Consider the following 17,442-nt stretch of genomic DNA (forward strand, 5'->3'; position numbering starts at 1 on the left):
TTGCGCCTTGTGCAACTGCGCGACAGAGTGACCTCATCCATTTGTGAGAACGGGGAGAGGTCAGCCATGACAAGGGTGAGTCTAGTGACGGCGCTGCTGATGGGCGGCGTTTGGGCAATGCCTGCGATAGCGCAGCAGGCGACGGATGCGGTTGCGCCGGAGGCAGGGAGCCCCGAGACCGAAAGCGCCGATGTCTTCGCCGGTCTGGGCGAGGCTGCCGGCGCCGCATTGGCCAGCAAAGAAGAAGGCAAGCCGGTCACCGCGCAGAACTGGATGGTGGCGGCGGCAAATCCACTGGCCGTTGAGGCCGGAGCCAAGGTGTTGGAGCGCGGCGGATCGGCTGCCGATGCGATGGTGGCCGTCCAGACCGTGTTGGGGCTGGTCGAGCCGCAAAGCTCGGGTTTGGGCGGGGGCGCCTTCCTTGTCTGGTATGATGCCGAAAGCGGCGAGTTGACCACGCTGGACGGCCGCGAGACCGCGCCCCTTGCCGCGACTCCGACCTATTTCCAGGATGAGAATGGCGAGCCGCTGGAATTCTATGACGCGGTGGTCGGCGGCCGTTCGGTCGGCACGCCGGGCACGCCCGCGCTGCTCGAGGAAGCGCATCGCCGTTGGGGCAAGGTGAACTGGGGCAGCCTGTTCGATGATGCCATCACCTTGGCAGATGAGGGCTTTACCGTCTCGCCGCGCTTGGCCGCGCTGGTGGCCGACGACAGCGAGCGCTTGGGCCGTTTCCCCGCCACCAAGGCCTATTTCTTCCCTGATGGTCAGGCCATTGCGGCGGGTGACATGTTGGAAAACCCCGAATACGCCCATGTTCTGCGGCGGTTGGCGGCAGAGGGCAGTCGCGCTTTCTATAGCGGAGAAATCGCTGAAGGTATCGCCGATACTGTTCGGAATGCAGAGGGAAATCCTGGATTGCTCTCGGTTGATGACCTGGCGGCTTACAAGGTCAAGGAGCGCCCGGCGGTCTGCGCAGAATATCGCGATCACGAGGTGTGCGGCATGGGGCCTCCGTCCTCGGGCGGGCTGACCGTGGGGCAAATCCTCGGGATGCTGGGGGGCTATGATCTGGCCGCGCTTGGGGCCGAAAACCCGGAAAGCTGGCGGCTGATCGGCGATGCGTCACGCCTCGCCTTCGCGGATCGGGGCCGCTACATGGCCGACAGCGATTTCGTGCCGGTCCCGAGCGAGGGCCTGATCGCGCCCGATTACCTTGCCGAGCGCGGCGAGTTGCTGGGCGGAGATGACAGCCTGCCCGAGGTCAGCGCCGGTTCGCCGGGCTGGTCGCACGCGATGAACTGGGGGCAGGACAGCTCGCTGGAACTGCCCTCGACCTCGCATATCTCGATCGTCGATGCGGATGGCAATGCGCTCTCCATGACCACCACCATCGAGAACGGTTTCGGCTCGCGCCTGTTCACCCAGGGTTTCCTGTTGAATAATGAGCTGACCGATTTCTCTTTCGAGACGCATGACGAGGCGGGCTATCCCATCGCCAACCGGCTGGAGCCGGGCAAGCGTCCGCGTTCCTCGATGGCGCCGAGCATCGTGATGAAGGATGGCAAGCCGGTGCTGGTGATCGGTTCGCCGGGCGGTAGCCGGATCATCGGTTATGTCGCCAAGGCGATCATCGGTTACATCGATTGGGGCATGGATGTGCAGCAGGCGGTGGCCCTTCCCAATATCGTCAATCGGTTCGGGACGATGGATGTCGAGGCGGGAACACCGGCGACTGACCTGACCCAAGCGCTGACCGATATCGGCTTCGAGGTCGAGGAAGCCGACCTGAATTCCGGTTTGCACGGCATCGCGATCACGCCTGATGGCTTGTCGGGTGGGGCTGATCCGCGCCGTGAAGGTGTCGCGATAGGCGATTGATGTAAAAGAAAACCCCCGGCGCAATGGCCGGGGGTTTCCGTTTGTCTTCAGCGCCCGATCAGGCTGCGGCGAGATTACGCAGCACGTAATGCAGCACGCCGCCATTCTTGAGATACTCGATCTCGACCTCGGTATCGACGCGGGCCTTGAGCGTGATCTCCTTGGTGGTGCCGTCAGGATAGGTGATCGTTGCCGGAACCTGTGAAAGCGGCTTGAAATCACCTTCCAGACCGCTGATCGAGACGGTTTCCGCTCCGGTCAGGTTCAGGGTCTTGCGGCTGTCGCCATCGGTGAACTCGAAAGGAATGACGCCCATGCCGACCAGATTCGAGCGGTGGATGCGCTCGAAGCTTTCGGCGATCACCGCCTTGATGCCCAGAAGGTTGGTGCCCTTGGCCGCCCAATCCCGAGACGAACCGGCACCATACTCGACCCCGCCGATCACGACCAGCGGAACGCCCGCTTCCTCATAGGCCATCGCGGCATCGTAGATCGAGTTTTGCTTGCCGTCGGGCCCCTTGGTATAGCCGCCTTCGACACCGTCCAGCATCTCGTTCTTGATGCGGATATTGGCGAAGGTGCCGCGCATCATCACCTCGTGATTGCCGCGGCGCGAGCCGTAAGAGTTGAATTCGCGCGGGGAAACCTGCCGCTCGGTCAGGTATTTCCCGGCGGGGGTGTCCGGCTTGAAGGAACCGGCGGGCGAAATGTGGTCGGTGGTGATCATGTCACCCAGCAATGCCAGGACGCGCGCGCCCTCGATATTGCTGATCGTGCCAGGGTCCTTGGACATGCCCTGGAAATAGGGCGGGTTCTGGATATAGGTCGAGCTTGCCGGCCAGTCATAGGTCTCGCTATCGGTGACATCGACACCCTGCCAGCGTTCGTCGCCCTTGAACACGTCGGCGTATTTTTCCTGGAACATCTCGCGCGTGACGACGGTTTCGACCAACTCGGCCACCTCCTTCGTGGTTGGCCAAACATCTTTCAGGTAGACAGGCTTGCCGTCCTTCGAGGTGCCGAGCGGCTCGGTGGTCAGGTCGATATTCATGTCGCCCGCCAACGCATAGGCCACGACCAGCGGCGGCGAGGCCAGGTAGTTGGCGCGGACGTCGGGCGAGATCCGGCCCTCGAAGTTGCGGTTGCCCGACAGGACCGACACTGCGACCAGGTCATTGTCGCTGATCGATTTCGATATTTCCGGCTCCAGCGGGCCGGAATTGCCGATGCAGGTGGTGCAGCCATAACCCACGAGGTTGAAGCCGATCGCGTTCAGGTCGTCTTGCAGGCCTGCTGCCTCCAGATATTCCGACACGACCTGCGAGCCCGGCGCCAGCGAGGTCTTGACCCAGGGTTTGCGGGTCAGGCCCAGTTCGCGCGCCTTGCGGGCGACGAGACCGGCGGCCATCAGCACATAGGGATTCGAGGTATTGGTGCAGGATGTGATCGAGGCGATCACGATAGAGCCGTCATGCAGCTTGTAATCCTCTCCCTCGACCGAACCGGATTTGTAGCCTTCGTGATGACCGGGAAGATCGTCTGGTGTGGCGGCGCCGCCTTCGGATTTCCATGCGCGCGTACCGTTGCCGGTCGGCTCGGGCAGCTTGCGGGTGCCACAGATATACTTGCGGAACTCATAGGCGGATTCGGTCAGGGCGACGTGATCCTGCGGGCGTTTCGGCCCCGAGATGGCGGGCACGACATCGCCCTGGTCCAGTTCCAGCGTCGAGGAATAGACCGGATCGTAGCCTTTGCCGCGCCAGAAGCCGTTCTCCTTGGCATAGGCCTCGACCAGTGCGATGCGCTCTTCGTCCCGGCCGGTTTGACGCAGGTAGCGCAGGGTTTCGTCGTCGATCGGGAAGAAGCCACAGGTTGCGCCGTATTCGGGCGCCATGTTGGCGATGGTCGCGCGGTCGGCCAGTGGCATGTGATCCAGCCCATCGCCGTAGAATTCGACGAATTTGCCGACAACGCCATGTTGGCGCAGCATCTGAACGACCTTCAGCACCAGGTCGGTCGCGGTCACGCCTTCGGTCAGCGCGCCCGAGATCTTGAAGCCCACGACCTCGGGAATCAGCATCGAGATCGGTTGCCCGAGCATCGCTGCCTCGGCCTCGATCCCGCCGACGCCCCAGCCCAGAACGGCGAGGCCGTTGATCATGGTGGTGTGGCTGTCGGTGCCGACCAGCGTGTCGGGATAGGCGACTTCCTCACCGCTCTGGTCGGTATCGGTCCAGACGGTCTGGCCCAGATATTCAAGGTTCACCTGGTGGCAGATGCCGGTTCCCGGCGGTACGACGCGGAAATTCTGGAACGCTTTCTGGCCCCATTTCAGGAACTGGTAACGTTCGATATTGCGTTCGTATTCACGCTCCACGTTGAACTGGAAGGCGCGGGGGGTGCCGAACTCGTCGATCATGACCGAGTGGTCGATGACCAGGTCGACCGGGTTCAGCGGGTTGATCTTCTGCGCATCGCCGCCAAGCGCCTTGATGCCGTCGCGCATTGCCGCCAGGTCCACCACGGCGGGAACGCCGGTAAAGTCCTGCATCAGCACGCGGGCAGGGCGATAGGCGATCTCGCGCGGGTTCTTGCCGCCCTTGGCGGCCCATTCGGCGAAGGCCTTGATGTCGTCGGCGCTGACGGTTTTGCCGCCATCCTCGAAGCGCAACATGTTTTCCAGCACCACTTTCAGTGCGGCGGGAAGCTTGGAGAAATCGCCAAGGCCAGCCTCGGTGGCGGCGTCGATCGAGTAATAGGCGATTTCCTTGCCGCCGGCTTTGAGCTTGCGGCGGGTCTTGGCGGAATCAATTCCGGTCTGGATGGGCATCAGGGCCTCCCTGTCTGCGAAATGGATGGGTCGGGCATGCGGTATCCCTGCTTTGCCTGATGGAGAAAGGTTCTGCAAGGGCATCGCAGAGAGTTTGTATGCAATCGCATACCAGACTTTCCGCTGTTGCTCAAGAGGCACGATGCTTTGCTCTCGGCAGACTAACAAAGCCTTGATTTGTCTTGAGGCCCTGCTACCCGCTATGCAAGAGATCGACATTCAATGAATTGGGCTGGATGATGCATAGCATTTCAGGCAGGGCGCAACCGGGCGTTCTGACGCACAGCCGGAGTGATCTGGTCAAGGGGAAGATGACGGCATTGTCGAGGGCAAAAGCATGTTTGGGGGCGATTGCCGTTGCGCTGACCGCAGCACTGCCCGTTGCCGCACAAGATGCCCTCGGGGTGGGTGCGGATGCGCCGATCATTGCCGCTCCGGCCGATCCTGGCCGTTCCGCGCCCTCGGTGACGAGTCCATACAGCGCCCCTGAGATCGGCGGGTTCAACAGCTTTGCCGCCAGTGACATGGCGCCACCGTCGCTGGACAATTTCACACCGCCCACACTGCCCGTGGTGGTCGAGCTGTTCACTTCGCAGGGCTGTTCCTCCTGTCCGCCTGCCGATGCGATGCTGGAAACGCTGGCGGATGATCCGGGAATCCTGCCCTTGTCGCTGCATGTCGATTACTGGGATTACCTGGGATGGGCGGACAGTTTCGCCAACCCGCAATTTACCGCCAGGCAAGAGGCTTATGCCCGCGCCGCAGGCGAAAGATCGGTCTATACCCCGCAACTCATCATCGATGGGCAGGACACGGCCGTGGCGCCGGGACCGGTCCAGTTGATGGGGCTGATCGATGCGCATCGCGCCTCGCCCGCGGTGGTGAGCCTGAATCGCGAGCAGACGGCTGAAGGCGACCGGATAGAGATCGTGCCGCTGTCAGAACTTGCGATGCCGATCGACGTGATCCTGGTCCGCTATGCCCCGCAGCGCACGGTCGAGATCAAGGCCGGGGAAAATCGTGGCCGTGAAATGACTTATGTCAATGTCGTGCTGTCGCTTGAAAAGCTGGCCGATTGGGATGGCCAGGCCCCGTTGCGCCTGACCGTGCGGCAGGAGGGGCTGCCCGATGACAGTTTCCCTGCCGATACCCGCCACGTGATCCTGGTGCAGGAGGATCTGAGCGGCAAGGAAATGCCCGGACCGATCCTTGCCGCGATCGGGCTCGATTGAACCGCTCCGGTCCGGCCGTCCCTTTTACCGCAATCACGGCTTTTCCAACGCAACGCGCGCACGGCAACAGCACCGTGCGTTGCATCTGACTTCCCGCGCAACAGATGCCGGATTCACCCAGCAAATGCTGGGAATCCGGCTGTGACATCCGTACACGGCATGTGCACAGGACGTACACAGCCCGTACACAGGCGGCGAGCGTTGCGCGACCGGCGATCAGCTTTTCTTTCGTAAACTGCAGGTTTGGAATCAGGCCACCTGATGAGCTTGACCGGATATTTCGAGCGGCGGACAATATCGGGCGGGTGGATCAGGAGGAGAGATGCTGGATCATATCTGTATCGGGGTTGCCGATCTTGCGCGCAGCAAGCGCTTTTATGCTGCCGCATTGGCGCCCCTGGGCTATCGGATCACGGTCGAGGAGATAGATGCCGTCGGTTTCGGCGTGGCCGAGGGCAACCGCAGATCGCTTGATCCGGGAGGGGAGTTCTGGATCGCGTCGGGCGCGCCGGTGCCACCTCTGGCCCATCTCGCCTTCAACGCGGGGACACGGCAAGAGGTCGATGCGTTTTTCCGGGCCGCGACAGGGGCAGGGGGCGGAGACAATGGCGAACCCGGACTGCGCCCACGCTATCACGAGAATTACTATGCCTGTTTCATCATCGATCCGGACGGCTACAACATAGAGGCGGTTTGTCACGAGGGGACTTGAGGCAGGAGGGGGAGGAGAACCAATTCCGTAATAGATTCCTGTCAGTGATGAGGTTCGTCAGGAACGTTTAGCCGATGTGCAAGCTTTGGCTTGACCATATTTGCAAGCAAAATGACTGCGATGCAGATAGCGACGAAACCAATAGCCCAATAAAGATTGTGAAGTGCCAGCAAGAAGCCGATCGGGAAGATGGCTGCGGCAGGGATATAGATAAACAGGATTGCAAAAAGATGCAGGATGCTGGTGCCTGTAAAGTTCCGAGAGGTCATTTGGGATATCTGCGCGTGTTGATTTGATCCGTACGGGGGCGTGACGTCTGAAACGGTTTTGGGTGGCCGGGGCCATATTGGGATCATGCATCGGTTGCAAAGGCGACAACAAGGAACGCTAACACCCGGAAAAGTACTTCTGTCCTTGATTATCATGTGAGCAACGCCCTTGCACATCCTGCAAAACCCGGCCATCACCCGATCATGAGCGAGTGGATCATCCAGATCGCGGGCACGTCCGAGGGCGCGCGATTGGCATCAATCCTCGCGCTGAGCGCGGCGTTCCTGCACGCGGTGTTCGGAGCGTTGCAGAAGGGCCGGCACGATCCGTGGGTCAGCCGGGCGGCAATAGACCTGAGCTATGGGCTGATCGCCCTGCCGGTGGCGCTGTTCGTGGTGCCTTGGCCCTCGGCACAGTTGTGGCCCGTGTTGTTCGGGGCGATGGCCATTCATATCGTCTACAAGATTGCACAGGCACAGACCTATCAGCGAGGTGCCTATACCGTCGTCTATCCTGTCGTGCGCGGCAGCGGGCCGCTTTTCACCGTGATTGCCGCCGGAGTGGTGTTCCGCGAGCATTTCAACCTGGTGCAATGGCTGGGTGTGCTGCTGCTGGTGGGCGGAATCTTCGGATTGGCAATCTTTAACCGGCTTCGCCTGACCATCGGGCGCGACACATTGGGACCGGCCCTGGCATGGGCCTTGGTGACGGGCGGGCTGGTGGCGCTTTATACCACCTATGATGCCTGGGGCATCCGGCTGGCGGCGGATCCGTACACATTTCTGGCATGGTTTTTCCTGCTGGATTCCATTTTCATGCCGATCTGGAACCGGCGCCGCCTTGCGGCCCTGCCGAAATCCGAGATCGGGCCGCTGGCATTGCGTGGAATTGCCGGGGCTTTGGTCGCGCTGGCGAGCTTTGGATCGATCATGCTGGCCACGAGGATCGACGATGTCGGACGGGCGGCGGTGCTGCGCGAGACCTCGACTGTCTTCGCGGCCCTTGTCGGCTGGATGATCCTGGGCGAAAAGGTGGGGCCGGTTCGCGCGGTCCTGATGGCAGTGATCGCCGCGGGCGCGGTGATAGTCGAGTTGGGTGCCTGACCGGGCCAAGGAAGGATGCGATGAAAGAGACGAAACCCTGGGTCAAACCGGTGCTGGAACTTGGACCGGTGCTGCTGTTCTTCGCGGTCTTCATGCTGTTCCGCGGCGAGGAGGTGACTCTCTTCGGGCGCGATTACAGCGCCTTCATCCTCGCCACGCTGATCTTCGTGCCGGTGCTGGCGCTGGCGACGCTGATCCAGTGGCGGCTATCCGGCAAGCTGTCGCCGATGCAGGTCGCGACACTGGTGCTGGTGGTGGTGTTCGGCGGGCTGTCGGTCTGGCTGAACGATCCGCGCTTCTTCAAGATGAAGCCGACGCTGATCTATCTGCTCTTCGCGATCATCCTGGGGGTCAGCCTGATCGCGCGCAAGAATTGGTTGCAGATGGTGCTGTCCGAAGCGCTGCCGATGGATGCCGAGGGTTGGCGCAAGCTGACCCTGCGCATGGCGCTGGTCTTCCTGGCGCTGGCCGTGGCGAACGAGATTGTCTGGCGGACAATGTCCGAGACGGCATGGGTCTATTTCAAGACCTTCGGTCTGCCGCTGATCCTGTTCGTTTTCCTGATCGCAAATTCGGGGCTGTTCCGGGATCACGCGCTGGACAAGGATTCGGACGAGACGGACAGCTGATCCTTCAGGCTCCGAGGCCGCCGAGGGGGGCAGGGGGCGCCAGCAGGCGCGACCAGCGCGGCTCGATCCGGCCGGGAAGGCGGGCGCGCAGCATCGGCATGGGCAGCGCCCAGGGCTGGGCAAGCGCGGTGCGGTAGAAATCGAACAATCCCTGCCGCAGATAGGGCGTCCAATGCGACAGGCGCAGCGGCGTGCGGTCCACCGGGAAGCCGAGGTTCCAAAGGGCGTCCAGCGTGCCGCGATGGTCGATCTGCATGTCGAACCAGTTGCGCAGGGGCTCGTCCAGCCCGAAGCCGAGTGCCTGCCTGCGGCCCTTGCCCAGCCACATCTCTATGGCGAAGTCGAACAGGTCGTTCTCGCGCGAGGTGATGTTCAGCACTTCTGCCCGTCGTCCTGCCGGGCTGTCGATCGCCGCGGCAGCCTCGTCGCGGAATTCGGCCCCGGTCAGCAGGATCATGCGCCCGATGCTGCCGGGATCGGCGCGATGCAGCACCTGCAAGGCGACGCGCGCGCCCAGCGAATGCCCGATCAGGGCCACGGGCCGTCCGGCCCTTTCGGCCAGGTCCGAGACAGTCCGGGCAAGCGATGCCCCTGCCTCTCCGGCTTGCCGATAGGCGCGGCCAAGGCGGCCCCGCGCCTCCCATCCGAAAGCCAGCGCCAGCCCCTCTTCGGGGCGGCCGGTGCCGAAGCCGAGCGCACGCGGCCATGACAGCGCCCGATGCGCGCCAAGCTGCGGGTCGAGCGAAAGGATATGGCGATGCGGATCATTGGCGGATTGCGAGGGCGAATAGCGATAGCCATGGATCATGGCGATGATCGGCGCCCCCTCGGGCAGGCTGTCGGCCAGTTGCCACAATTCGGGTGGCGGCGTGCTATCGGCGTTGAGCTTGACGACCGGCATCCATCGCATCCTGTCCCGTCCAGACAGGGATTGGATAGGGCAATGCTGCAACAGCAGCATGACTGGAACGTAACGACCGCGTGACGCCCCACCCTCGCAGATGGCAGAGGCAATGTCGTTTTCGATCAGGTCGTTGGAGGGATAATATCGGAAAACCTGGTGAGGGCCTCCAAGGCTTGTGGTAATGCCGGTCGATCTGCCGGCAATCCCGAAACCTGGCCTCTTCTTCGTTGTCTCAATACTTCGGGGTCGCCGGCGGGTCGCGGCACTGGTTCGAGGGATCTTCCGGCGACGGGGCAGCGCCCCGGCCAATGTGGGGCGAAGTAGGCCGCCATCTTGAAAAAATGGCCCCGACCCGGCGGAATCCGTCCACACCTGTAGCGGGAATCCTTTTCACCATTGAATTTCCCCCACCACCACCTCTATGTTGTGGATATGCGCCGAAGTCACGCTATCGCGGGCCGAGCGGCGCCAACAGTTTCGCAGCGCGGCACCTCTGCTCCAAGTTCTGGACGGCATGTGCCTCGCGGAAAACCCCGTCTCAGGCGCGATCAACCGCACCGGGATGACGACAAGCACTGGCCCGAACCGTCCGACGGTCCCGGGTCCCACAAAGGAACAGACGCGATGACGCGCGCAACGAATGGATGGAGAGGGAGAGGGCAGGCAGATCGCCTCGCCATCCCCATCACCATCTCAGCAGCCGCGCCCGCGCCCCAATCATGCCGCAGCCCTTCCCGGACGATGCCATTGGCACCGCCCGGTTTCGGTCTGTGCGAAAGACATAACAATGGCAAAAAAAATGCTGATCGATGCCACCCACGCCGAGGAAACTCGGGTGGTCGTGGTCGACGGAACCAAGGTCGAAGAATTTGATTTCGAGACTGTAAACAAGAGGCAAATCTCCGGGAATATCTATTTGGCCAAGGTGACGCGGGTCGAACCCTCGTTGCAGGCGGCCTTCGTGGATTACGGCGGAAACCGTCACGGCTTCCTCGCCTTCGCCGAGATTCATCCGGATTACTACCAGATCCCCGCGGCTGATCGCGATGCGCTCATCGCCGAGGAACAGGCCTATGCCGAGGCGCAGGAGGCCGAGGAATCCAGCAGAGGCAGCAAGCGGCGCAGGTCGTCGTCCAAGGCGGCAAAGGCGCAGACCGACGACGAGACCGTCAGCGCCGATGCGCAGGCCGATGACGCCGGAGAGGATAAATCCGCCGGGAACAATCAGGCGTACGATAACGGGGCCGAGGAAACGGACGCCACCGACAAGGATGAAAGCATCGAGTCGGTCGCCGACGAGGACGTGACCGAGGAAATCCGCGTCACGAAAAAGCCGCGCCCGCGCCGATACAAGATCCAGGAGGTCGTCAAGGTCCGCCAGATCATGCTGGTGCAGGTGGTCAAGGAAGAACGCGGCAACAAGGGTGCCGCGCTGACGACCTATCTGTCGCTGGCGGGCCGGTACTGCGTGCTGATGCCCAATACCGCCCGTGGCGGCGGGATCAGCCGCAAGATCACCAATGCCGCCGACCGCAAGAAGCTGAAGGATATCGCCGGAGAGCTCTCGGTGCCCAAGGGCGCCGGGCTGATCATCCGCACTGCCGGCAGCCAGCGCACCCGGACCGAGATCAAGCGCGACTATGAATACCTCCTGCGCCTGTGGGAGCAGATCCGCGAGGTGACCTTCAAATCCGTCGCCCCCGCGCCAATCTATGAGGAAGGCGATCTGATCAAGCGCTCGATCCGCGATCTCTACAGCAAGGAGATCGACGAGGTGCTGGTCGAGGGCGAGCGTGGCTATCGCGTGGCCAAGGACTTCATGAAGATGATCATGCCGTCCCATGCCCGCAACGTGAAGCATTACGCGGATTCCATGCCGCTTTACGCCCGCTACCAGGTGGAAAGCTATCTCGGCGGCATGTTCAACCCGGTCGTACAGCTCAAATCCGGCGGCTATATCGTCATCGGCGTGACCGAGGCGCTGGTCGCCATCGATGTGAACTCGGGCCGGGCGACGAAGGAAGGCTCGATCGAGGACACGGCACTCAAGACCAATCTCGAAGCCGCCGACGAGGTGGCGCGGCAGTTGCGCCTGCGCGACCTTGCCGGGCTGATCGTGATCGACTTCATCGACATGGACGAGCGCAAGAACAACTCGGCCGTCGAGAAGCGTCTGAAGGACAAGCTGAAATCCGACCGGGCACGAATCCAGGTGGGCCGCATCTCGGGCTTTGGCCTGATGGAGATGAGCCGTCAGCGCCTGCGCCCCGGGATGCTGGAATCGACCACACAGCCTTGTGCACATTGCCACGGCACCGGGTTGATCCGTTCGGATGACAGCCTTGCGCTGACCATCCTGCGCGCCATCGAGGAAGAGGGCACGCGCAAGCGCTCACGCGAGGTGCTGGTGAAGGCGCCGGTCTCGGTGGCGAATTTCCTGATGAATATCAAGCGCGAGCATATCGCCGGGATCGAGGTGCGTTACGGGCTGTCGGTCCGGGTCGAGGCCGATCCGGCGCTGATCTCGCCCGATTACGCGATCGAGAAGTTCAAGACCGCCACCCGGCTGATTGCCGAAGCTCCCCACGCCGCCCTGTCGGTCGATGCCGAGCTGATGGCCAGCATCGATGACGAGGATGAGGGTGAGGTCGAGGATCGGGCAAAACCCGAAGATCATCTGGACAAAGCCGAAGACAAGGACAGATCCGAGGAACGTAGCGGCACCCGCTCGTCTGCCGAGGACGAGTCTGGCGAGGGTGGCCGCTCGCGCCGCCGCCGCCGCCGCCGCCGCCGGAAAAGCGGCGATGGCGCGGACAGCAATGGGCAGGACATGCCGATGGACGATGTTTCGTCATCCGGTGAGGCCCAGTCCGAACCGGCGCAGGCCAAACCGGCCGAGGGCGAAGCCGATCAAGTCGTGGCCGAGGCCTCTGCCGATGCCGAACGTGAAGCGACCGGCCCTGATGCGGAAGCCGCCGAGGAAAAACCCGCCCGGCGGACCCGTTCGCGTTCGCGGAGCCGCAAAAAGAGCGATGAGGTGACGGCGCCCACGTCCGAGCCCTTGCCAGAGGTAGTCGATTTACGCGATCAGCCCGAGGATTCGCGCGCCGAGGAATTCCCCGAGGCAACGGTTCGTCGCAGAAGCCGGTCACGGAAATCGGCGGAACCGGCAGCCGCTACTGCAGAGGGAACCGCAACCGATCCGGCACTGGCAGCCGAGGCCGAGTCCCCCCCCCAGGCCGAAGAGCTGCAAGAGGCTGTCGCAACGGCAGAACCCGTGGCTGACGCCGTGGTGGCGGTCGAGGAGGACAACCGGAAACCTGCCCCAGAGGCTTCGGAGGCCGAAGCTGAATCCGTCACCCCGGAGCCGGAACCCGTGACCCCGACCGCCGAAACACCTGCCGCTGCGGAAGAGCCCGAGAAGACTCCGGCGGAACCGGTCGCCGAGACCCCGTCGCAAGAGACCGAACTGGCCGAGACCGCCGAGGAACCCGCCCGGCCCAAGCGGCGCGGCTGGTGGTCTTTCGGCAGCTAAGACTGTCTATCCCGGGCGCCGGATAAATCCGGCGCCCGGATTCTCTTTGCACCGGTCCGCATCGCAGGAATGCTTATCCGCCGTTTTCGTCGCCATTGCACGAAGCTGTGACGAATTGACGGCTTTCGCCGGGCGCAGCATCGTTTAAGGTGCCCGGCATGTTTGGGATCGAACTCGCCACCGCCGCCTTCCTGCCCGCCGCCTTTGTCGCGTTGCTGGCGGGTTTCCTGTCCTTTCTCTCGCCCTGCGTTCTGCCGATCGTCCCGCCCTATCTGGCCTATATGACCGGGGTAAATGTGAACGGATTGAAAACGGGCGAACGCAGCGCCGCGTTGCCGGCACTGTTCTTCGTTCTCGGGCTGTCCACCGTCTTCCTTGTCATGGGCTTCGCGGCATCGGCCTTTGGGCGGGCCTTCCTGCAATACCAGGATGTTCTGGCCAAGGCGGCGGGTGTCACGGTGATCGTGATGGGCCTGCATTTCCTGCATGTCTTCCGCATCCCTATCCTCGATCAGGAAGCCAGGATCGAGGCGGGCAAGCAGGGTGGCGGTGCCTTTGGCGCCTATCTGTTGGGGCTGGCCTTTGCCTTTGGCTGGACGCCCTGCATCGGGCCACAGCTTGGGATGATCCTGTCGCTCGCCGCGGCGGGGGGCGAGATGTCCCGGGGCACCGGCCTGCTTGCCGTCTATGCGCTCGGATTGGGTATCCCGTTCCTGCTCGCGGCGATCTTCATCAACCGGGCCATTGGCGTGATGAACCGGATCAAGCCCCATCTGAAGCTGATCGAGCGGGTCATGGGCGTGCTGCTGCTGATCGTCGGCACAATGCTTTTGACCGGGGCGTTCTCGGCATTCTCCTACTGGCTTCTGGAAACCTTCCCCGGCCTCGCGCAATTGGGCTGACGGCTTCGGCGGTCGCGCAGAATCAAAGCCGCAGGTTCTTCTTCTTCATGAAAATATCCCGCGGGGGTCGCTGGCTGGAGCGCCACTGGTTCGAGAGATCTGCCGGCGACGGGGGCGCGCAGCTCCCCGGCCATCGCGGGATGCAACAAACCCTGCGGCCTCTGTCTTATCCCGCGGCCACGACCAGTAGCCAACCGACACCGATCACGATCAGCGCCATCCCGGCCAATTGCAGCCGTCCGGTCGTCTGGCGCAATATCCGACCCGAGACGATCTGCGCGAAGACTACCTCGATGAGTGCCAGGGTACGGACATTGGCGGCCGGGGTCAGCGCGAATCCGATGAACCAGAACAGCGAGGCAAAGGCCCCAAGCGCCCCTGCGGCCATCGAGACACGCCATTCCCCCATGATCCCGCGCAGGGCGGGCCGGTCGGCGGCAAGCATCCAGATCAGCATAACCGCCGATTGGATCGTCAATGTCAGGACAAGCACCGTCAAGGCGTGGATGAAATAGCCGCCCTCGGGCAAGGCGAGCAGGGCCCCGCGAAAACCGATGGCCGAGAGCCCGAACAACGCCCCGGCGGCGATACCGTTCGCGATCGGCACCAGTCCCGCCCGCGACCATTTCGCGCCCGAGCTCAGCACCACGCCAAGGGTCGCAAGGCCGATGGCACCCAATCGTCCGGCGCCGAGCGGTTCGGACAGGATCACCGCGCCGATCAGCGCCAGCGTGACCGGTTCGGTCTTCATCAGCGCGGTGGCAACGCCAAAGCTCTGCCCGCGCATGGTCAGCAGCATGAAGGCGGTGGCGGCGATCTGTGCCCCGGCTCCCATGGCCGTAAACCCGAGAACGGCCGCATTCGGGCAGGGAATCTCGGTGAATGGCGAGAGTAGCAACAGGAACAGTGCCGCGAAGGGTAGGCCGAAGATGAAACGCACCGAGGTCGCGCCGATGGTTCCGACACGTGCGCCCAGCCCGGCCTGCGCCGCATTGCGCCCGGTCTGGGCGACGGCCGCGATCAGCGTGGCCGCGACCCAGATCATGCGCTGCGCACCGCCTCGATCATTCGGGCGACATTGTCGGGATCGGCATCGGGCGTGATGCCGTGGCCCAGGTTGAACACATGCGGCCCGCCCCGCAGGGCGCGGGTGATGCGCCGGGCCTCTGCCTCCAGTTCCGGGCCGCCCGTGACCATATGCCGCGGGTCCAGGTTACCCTGCACGCAGACTTCGGTCTGCACATGCTTGGCTGCCCATTCGGCATTGACCGAATTGTCCAGGGCCACGCAATCCGCCCCGGTTGCCTGAGCATAGCCAATATAGCGGTCCCCGGCTTCGCGCGGGAAGGCGATGACGGGAATGCCCGGATGACGCTCTTTCAACGCCGAGATGATCCGGCGCGCGGGGGCAATCGCGAAATCGTCGAAATCGGCTCCCTCAAGGCTGCCAGCCCAACTGTCGAACAGCTTGACCACCTCGGCCCCGGCTTCGATCTGTGCCGACAGATACAGGATGGTCGCCTCGGTGATACGGTCGACCAGCGCCGAAAAAGCCGCCCGATCCGCCGCCTTGAAGGCATGGGCCGGGCCCTGGTCCGGCGTGCCGCGCCCGGCGATCATGTAGGTTGCCACGGTCCATGGCGCCCCGGCGAAACCGATCAGCGTGATGTCTCGCGGCAACTCGCCCGCCAGGATGCGGATGGTCTCATAGATCGGAGAGAGCCGCTCATGGATCGCGTCAGCAGGTTTCAGCGCCTCGACCTCGGCCCGTGTCGTGATGGTGGACAGCCGCGGTCCCTCGCCGGTGACGAACCACAGATCGGCACCCAGGGCCTGCGGCACCAGAAGGATGTCGGCAAACAGGATCGACGCATCGAAGCCAAAGCGCCGAATCGGCTGCAGGGTCACCTCTGCCGCCAGTTCGGGGGAATAGCAGAGTGACAGGAAATCGCCCGCCTTTTCGCGGGTGGCCCGGTATTCGGGCAGGTACCGTCCGGCCTGACGCATCATCCAGATCGGTGGGGTCGGTAAGGTCTCGCCCGCAAGCGCGCGCAGCAAAAGTTTGGTCATGAAGCCTCCTGTGCCCTTCATGGCCAGCAGGCGGGCGTTGTCAAGCGGCCCGCTGCCGGGTAAGCGGGACGCATGATTGAATTGCCCAACCCAACCTCTCCGCTGAAGATCGGCACCCGCGGCTCGAAACTGGCGCTTGCGCAGGCGCATGAGGCGCGGGCGCGCCTGATGGCTGCGCATGACTTGCCCGTCGACGCCTTCGAGATCGTGGTGATCCGCACCACCGGGGATCGCGTGACCGACCGCCCGCTGAAAGAGATCGGCGGCAAGGGGCTGTTCACGAAAGAGATCGAGGATGCGCTGGCGGATGGCGGTATCGACATCGCGGTGCATTCGATGAAGGATATGCCGACCGTCCAGCCCGAGGGGATGATTATAGATTGCCTCTTGCCGCGCGAGGATGCGCGCGACGCTTTCGTCAGCCCGCATGTCTCTTCGATCTCCGAACTGCCCGAGGGGGCGGTGGTCGGCTCGTCCAGCTTGCGGCGGCGCGCGCAACTGGCGCATCGGCGACCCGATCTGCGGCTGGTCGAGTTCCGGGGAAATGTCCAGACGAGGCTGAAAAAGCTGGAAGACGGCGTGGCCATGGCCAGTTTCCTGGCGATGGCGGGATTGCATCGACTGGATATGGTCCATGTCGCCCGCGGCCCCATCGATCCCGCCGAGATGCTGCCTGCCGTCGCGCAGGGCGCCATCGGGATCGAGCGGCGGCTGGATGACGAGAATGTCGCGGCGATGCTTCGCCCGATCAATGATGTCGAAACAGGGCAGCGGGTCGCGGCGGAACGGGCTTTCCTGGCCCGGCTGGACGGTTCTTGCCAGACACCGATCGCGGGTTACGCGGAATTACAGGATGCCCGGCTGTTCCTGCGCGGTGAAATCCTGCGCCCGGATGGCTCGATCGCCCTGTCCGGTTCGCGCGAGGGTGAGATCGCCGACGGTCCGGCGATGGGCAAGGACCTGGCCGAGGAGCTTTTGACCGATGCGGGGCAGGGGTTCTTTGACCACCTGCCGTAAACCCGGCTGACGATTCCCTGAAGCGGATTCATCGAGGGTCAGCCGGGCAGCGAATCGGCTGTTCGGCCTTGGGGCGTCGAATTTTGCCGGACGTTCCCCGATTAATTATGCCAGTTCCGGCCCTGTTCCACACAAACCCGCTTTCAAAGCCGAGTTTCGGCGAAAATCGACCTGTTCGGCCTAACCCTGCCCTGAACGCTCAATTGTTATGCAAAACGGATTTATTAGGGGGGCGAAATACATAGTTTTTATGAAATTCGCTCACAAGCCTTGAGGTGCAGCGCTTTCTTCATGTAGGCATCTCCTACACGAGAGCGCCCGACAGTGTGGTGCTTAGTTGTCCAAAGTATGTGGTGG

The 17,442-nt window shown here is 63.0% G+C and carries 13 protein-coding genes; 8 read left to right on the forward strand and 5 right to left on the reverse strand.

All coding sequences use genetic code 11. The annotated features are described in order from the left end of the window. The first annotated feature begins 66 nt into the window (after nt 1-66). Nucleotides 67-1,881, forward strand: coding sequence for a gamma-glutamyltransferase (gene ggt, locus JHX88_RS08435; RefSeq protein ID WP_076526264.1), 1,815 nt, complete (start codon nt 67-69; stop codon nt 1,879-1,881). 58 nt (nt 1,882-1,939) lie between these two features. Here the strand turns inward: ggt and acnA are convergent, their stop codons facing one another. Beyond that, a complete protein-coding gene (acnA, locus tag JHX88_RS08440) occupies nt 1,940-4,711 on the reverse strand; it encodes an aconitate hydratase AcnA (protein ID WP_076526266.1) in 2,772 nt (923 codons plus the stop codon). A gap of 236 nt (nt 4,712-4,947) precedes the next feature. Here acnA and JHX88_RS08445 point away from each other — a divergent pair, with 236 nt between their 5' ends. Together JHX88_RS08445 and JHX88_RS08450 are read left to right on the forward strand one after the other, a co-directional pair. Further along, on the forward strand, nt 4,948-5,943 hold the full coding sequence (locus JHX88_RS08445) for a DUF1223 domain-containing protein (protein ID WP_272848219.1): 996 nt from the start codon (nt 4,948-4,950) through the stop codon (nt 5,941-5,943). Nucleotides 5,944-6,265: 322 nt separating this feature from the next. Then, nucleotides 6,266-6,655, forward strand: a complete 390-nt coding sequence (locus JHX88_RS08450) for a VOC family protein (RefSeq protein ID WP_076526268.1) — start codon at nt 6,266-6,268, stop codon at nt 6,653-6,655. 41 nt (nt 6,656-6,696) lie between these two features. Here JHX88_RS08450 and JHX88_RS08455 read toward each other — a convergent pair whose 3' ends face one another. Beyond that, nucleotides 6,697-6,924: a hypothetical protein gene (locus tag JHX88_RS08455; protein ID WP_076526270.1), complete on the reverse strand. Its 228-nt coding sequence runs from the start codon at nt 6,922-6,924 to the stop codon at nt 6,697-6,699. A gap of 204 nt (nt 6,925-7,128) precedes the next feature. Here JHX88_RS08455 and JHX88_RS08460 point away from each other — a divergent pair, with 204 nt between their 5' ends. After that, nucleotides 7,129-8,028 carry a DMT family transporter gene (locus JHX88_RS08460; protein ID WP_076526325.1) on the forward strand — a complete coding sequence of 300 codons (900 nt, stop codon included), beginning with the start codon at nt 7,129-7,131 and terminating at the stop codon, nt 8,026-8,028. A gap of 20 nt (nt 8,029-8,048) precedes the next feature. Then, nucleotides 8,049-8,657: an inner membrane-spanning protein YciB gene (locus JHX88_RS08465; protein WP_076526272.1), complete on the forward strand. Its 609-nt coding sequence runs from the start codon at nt 8,049-8,051 to the stop codon at nt 8,655-8,657. Between the two features lie 4 nt (nt 8,658-8,661). Here JHX88_RS08465 and JHX88_RS08470 read toward each other — a convergent pair whose 3' ends face one another. Continuing rightward, nucleotides 8,662-9,558: a lipase family protein gene (locus JHX88_RS08470; protein ID WP_076526274.1), complete on the reverse strand. Its 897-nt coding sequence runs from the start codon at nt 9,556-9,558 to the stop codon at nt 8,662-8,664. A gap of 790 nt (nt 9,559-10,348) precedes the next feature. Here JHX88_RS08470 and JHX88_RS08475 point away from each other — a divergent pair. Continuing rightward, nucleotides 10,349-13,096 (forward strand): ribonuclease E/G, encoded by a 2,748-nt coding sequence (locus JHX88_RS08475; RefSeq protein WP_076526276.1) that lies wholly within the window; start codon nt 10,349-10,351, stop codon nt 13,094-13,096. Nucleotides 13,097-13,254: 158 nt separating this feature from the next. After that, entirely contained in the window at nt 13,255-13,998 is a 744-nt protein-coding gene (locus tag JHX88_RS08480; protein ID WP_076526278.1) for a cytochrome c biogenesis CcdA family protein, read from the forward strand. Nucleotides 13,999-14,164: 166 nt separating this feature from the next. Here the strand turns inward: JHX88_RS08480 and JHX88_RS08485 are convergent, their stop codons facing one another. Beyond that, a complete protein-coding gene (locus tag JHX88_RS08485; protein WP_076526280.1) occupies nt 14,165-15,043 on the reverse strand; it encodes a DMT family transporter in 879 nt (292 codons plus the stop codon). Continuing rightward, nucleotides 15,040-16,068, reverse strand: coding sequence for a uroporphyrinogen decarboxylase (gene hemE, locus JHX88_RS08490; protein ID WP_076526282.1), 1,029 nt, complete (start codon nt 16,066-16,068; stop codon nt 15,040-15,042). The genes JHX88_RS08485 and hemE overlap by 4 nt, the downstream gene beginning before the upstream one ends. Nucleotides 16,069-16,140: 72 nt before the next feature. On the opposite strand from hemE, the gene hemC reads away from it, so the two are divergent. Then, a complete protein-coding gene (hemC, locus tag JHX88_RS08495; RefSeq protein WP_076526284.1) occupies nt 16,141-17,085 on the forward strand; it encodes a hydroxymethylbilane synthase in 945 nt (314 codons plus the stop codon). The last annotated feature ends 357 nt before the right edge of the window (nt 17,086-17,442 follow it).

This window comes from Paracoccus saliphilus (genome assembly GCF_028553805.1).
Lineage (GTDB): Bacteria > Pseudomonadota > Alphaproteobacteria > Rhodobacterales > Rhodobacteraceae > Paracoccus > Paracoccus saliphilus.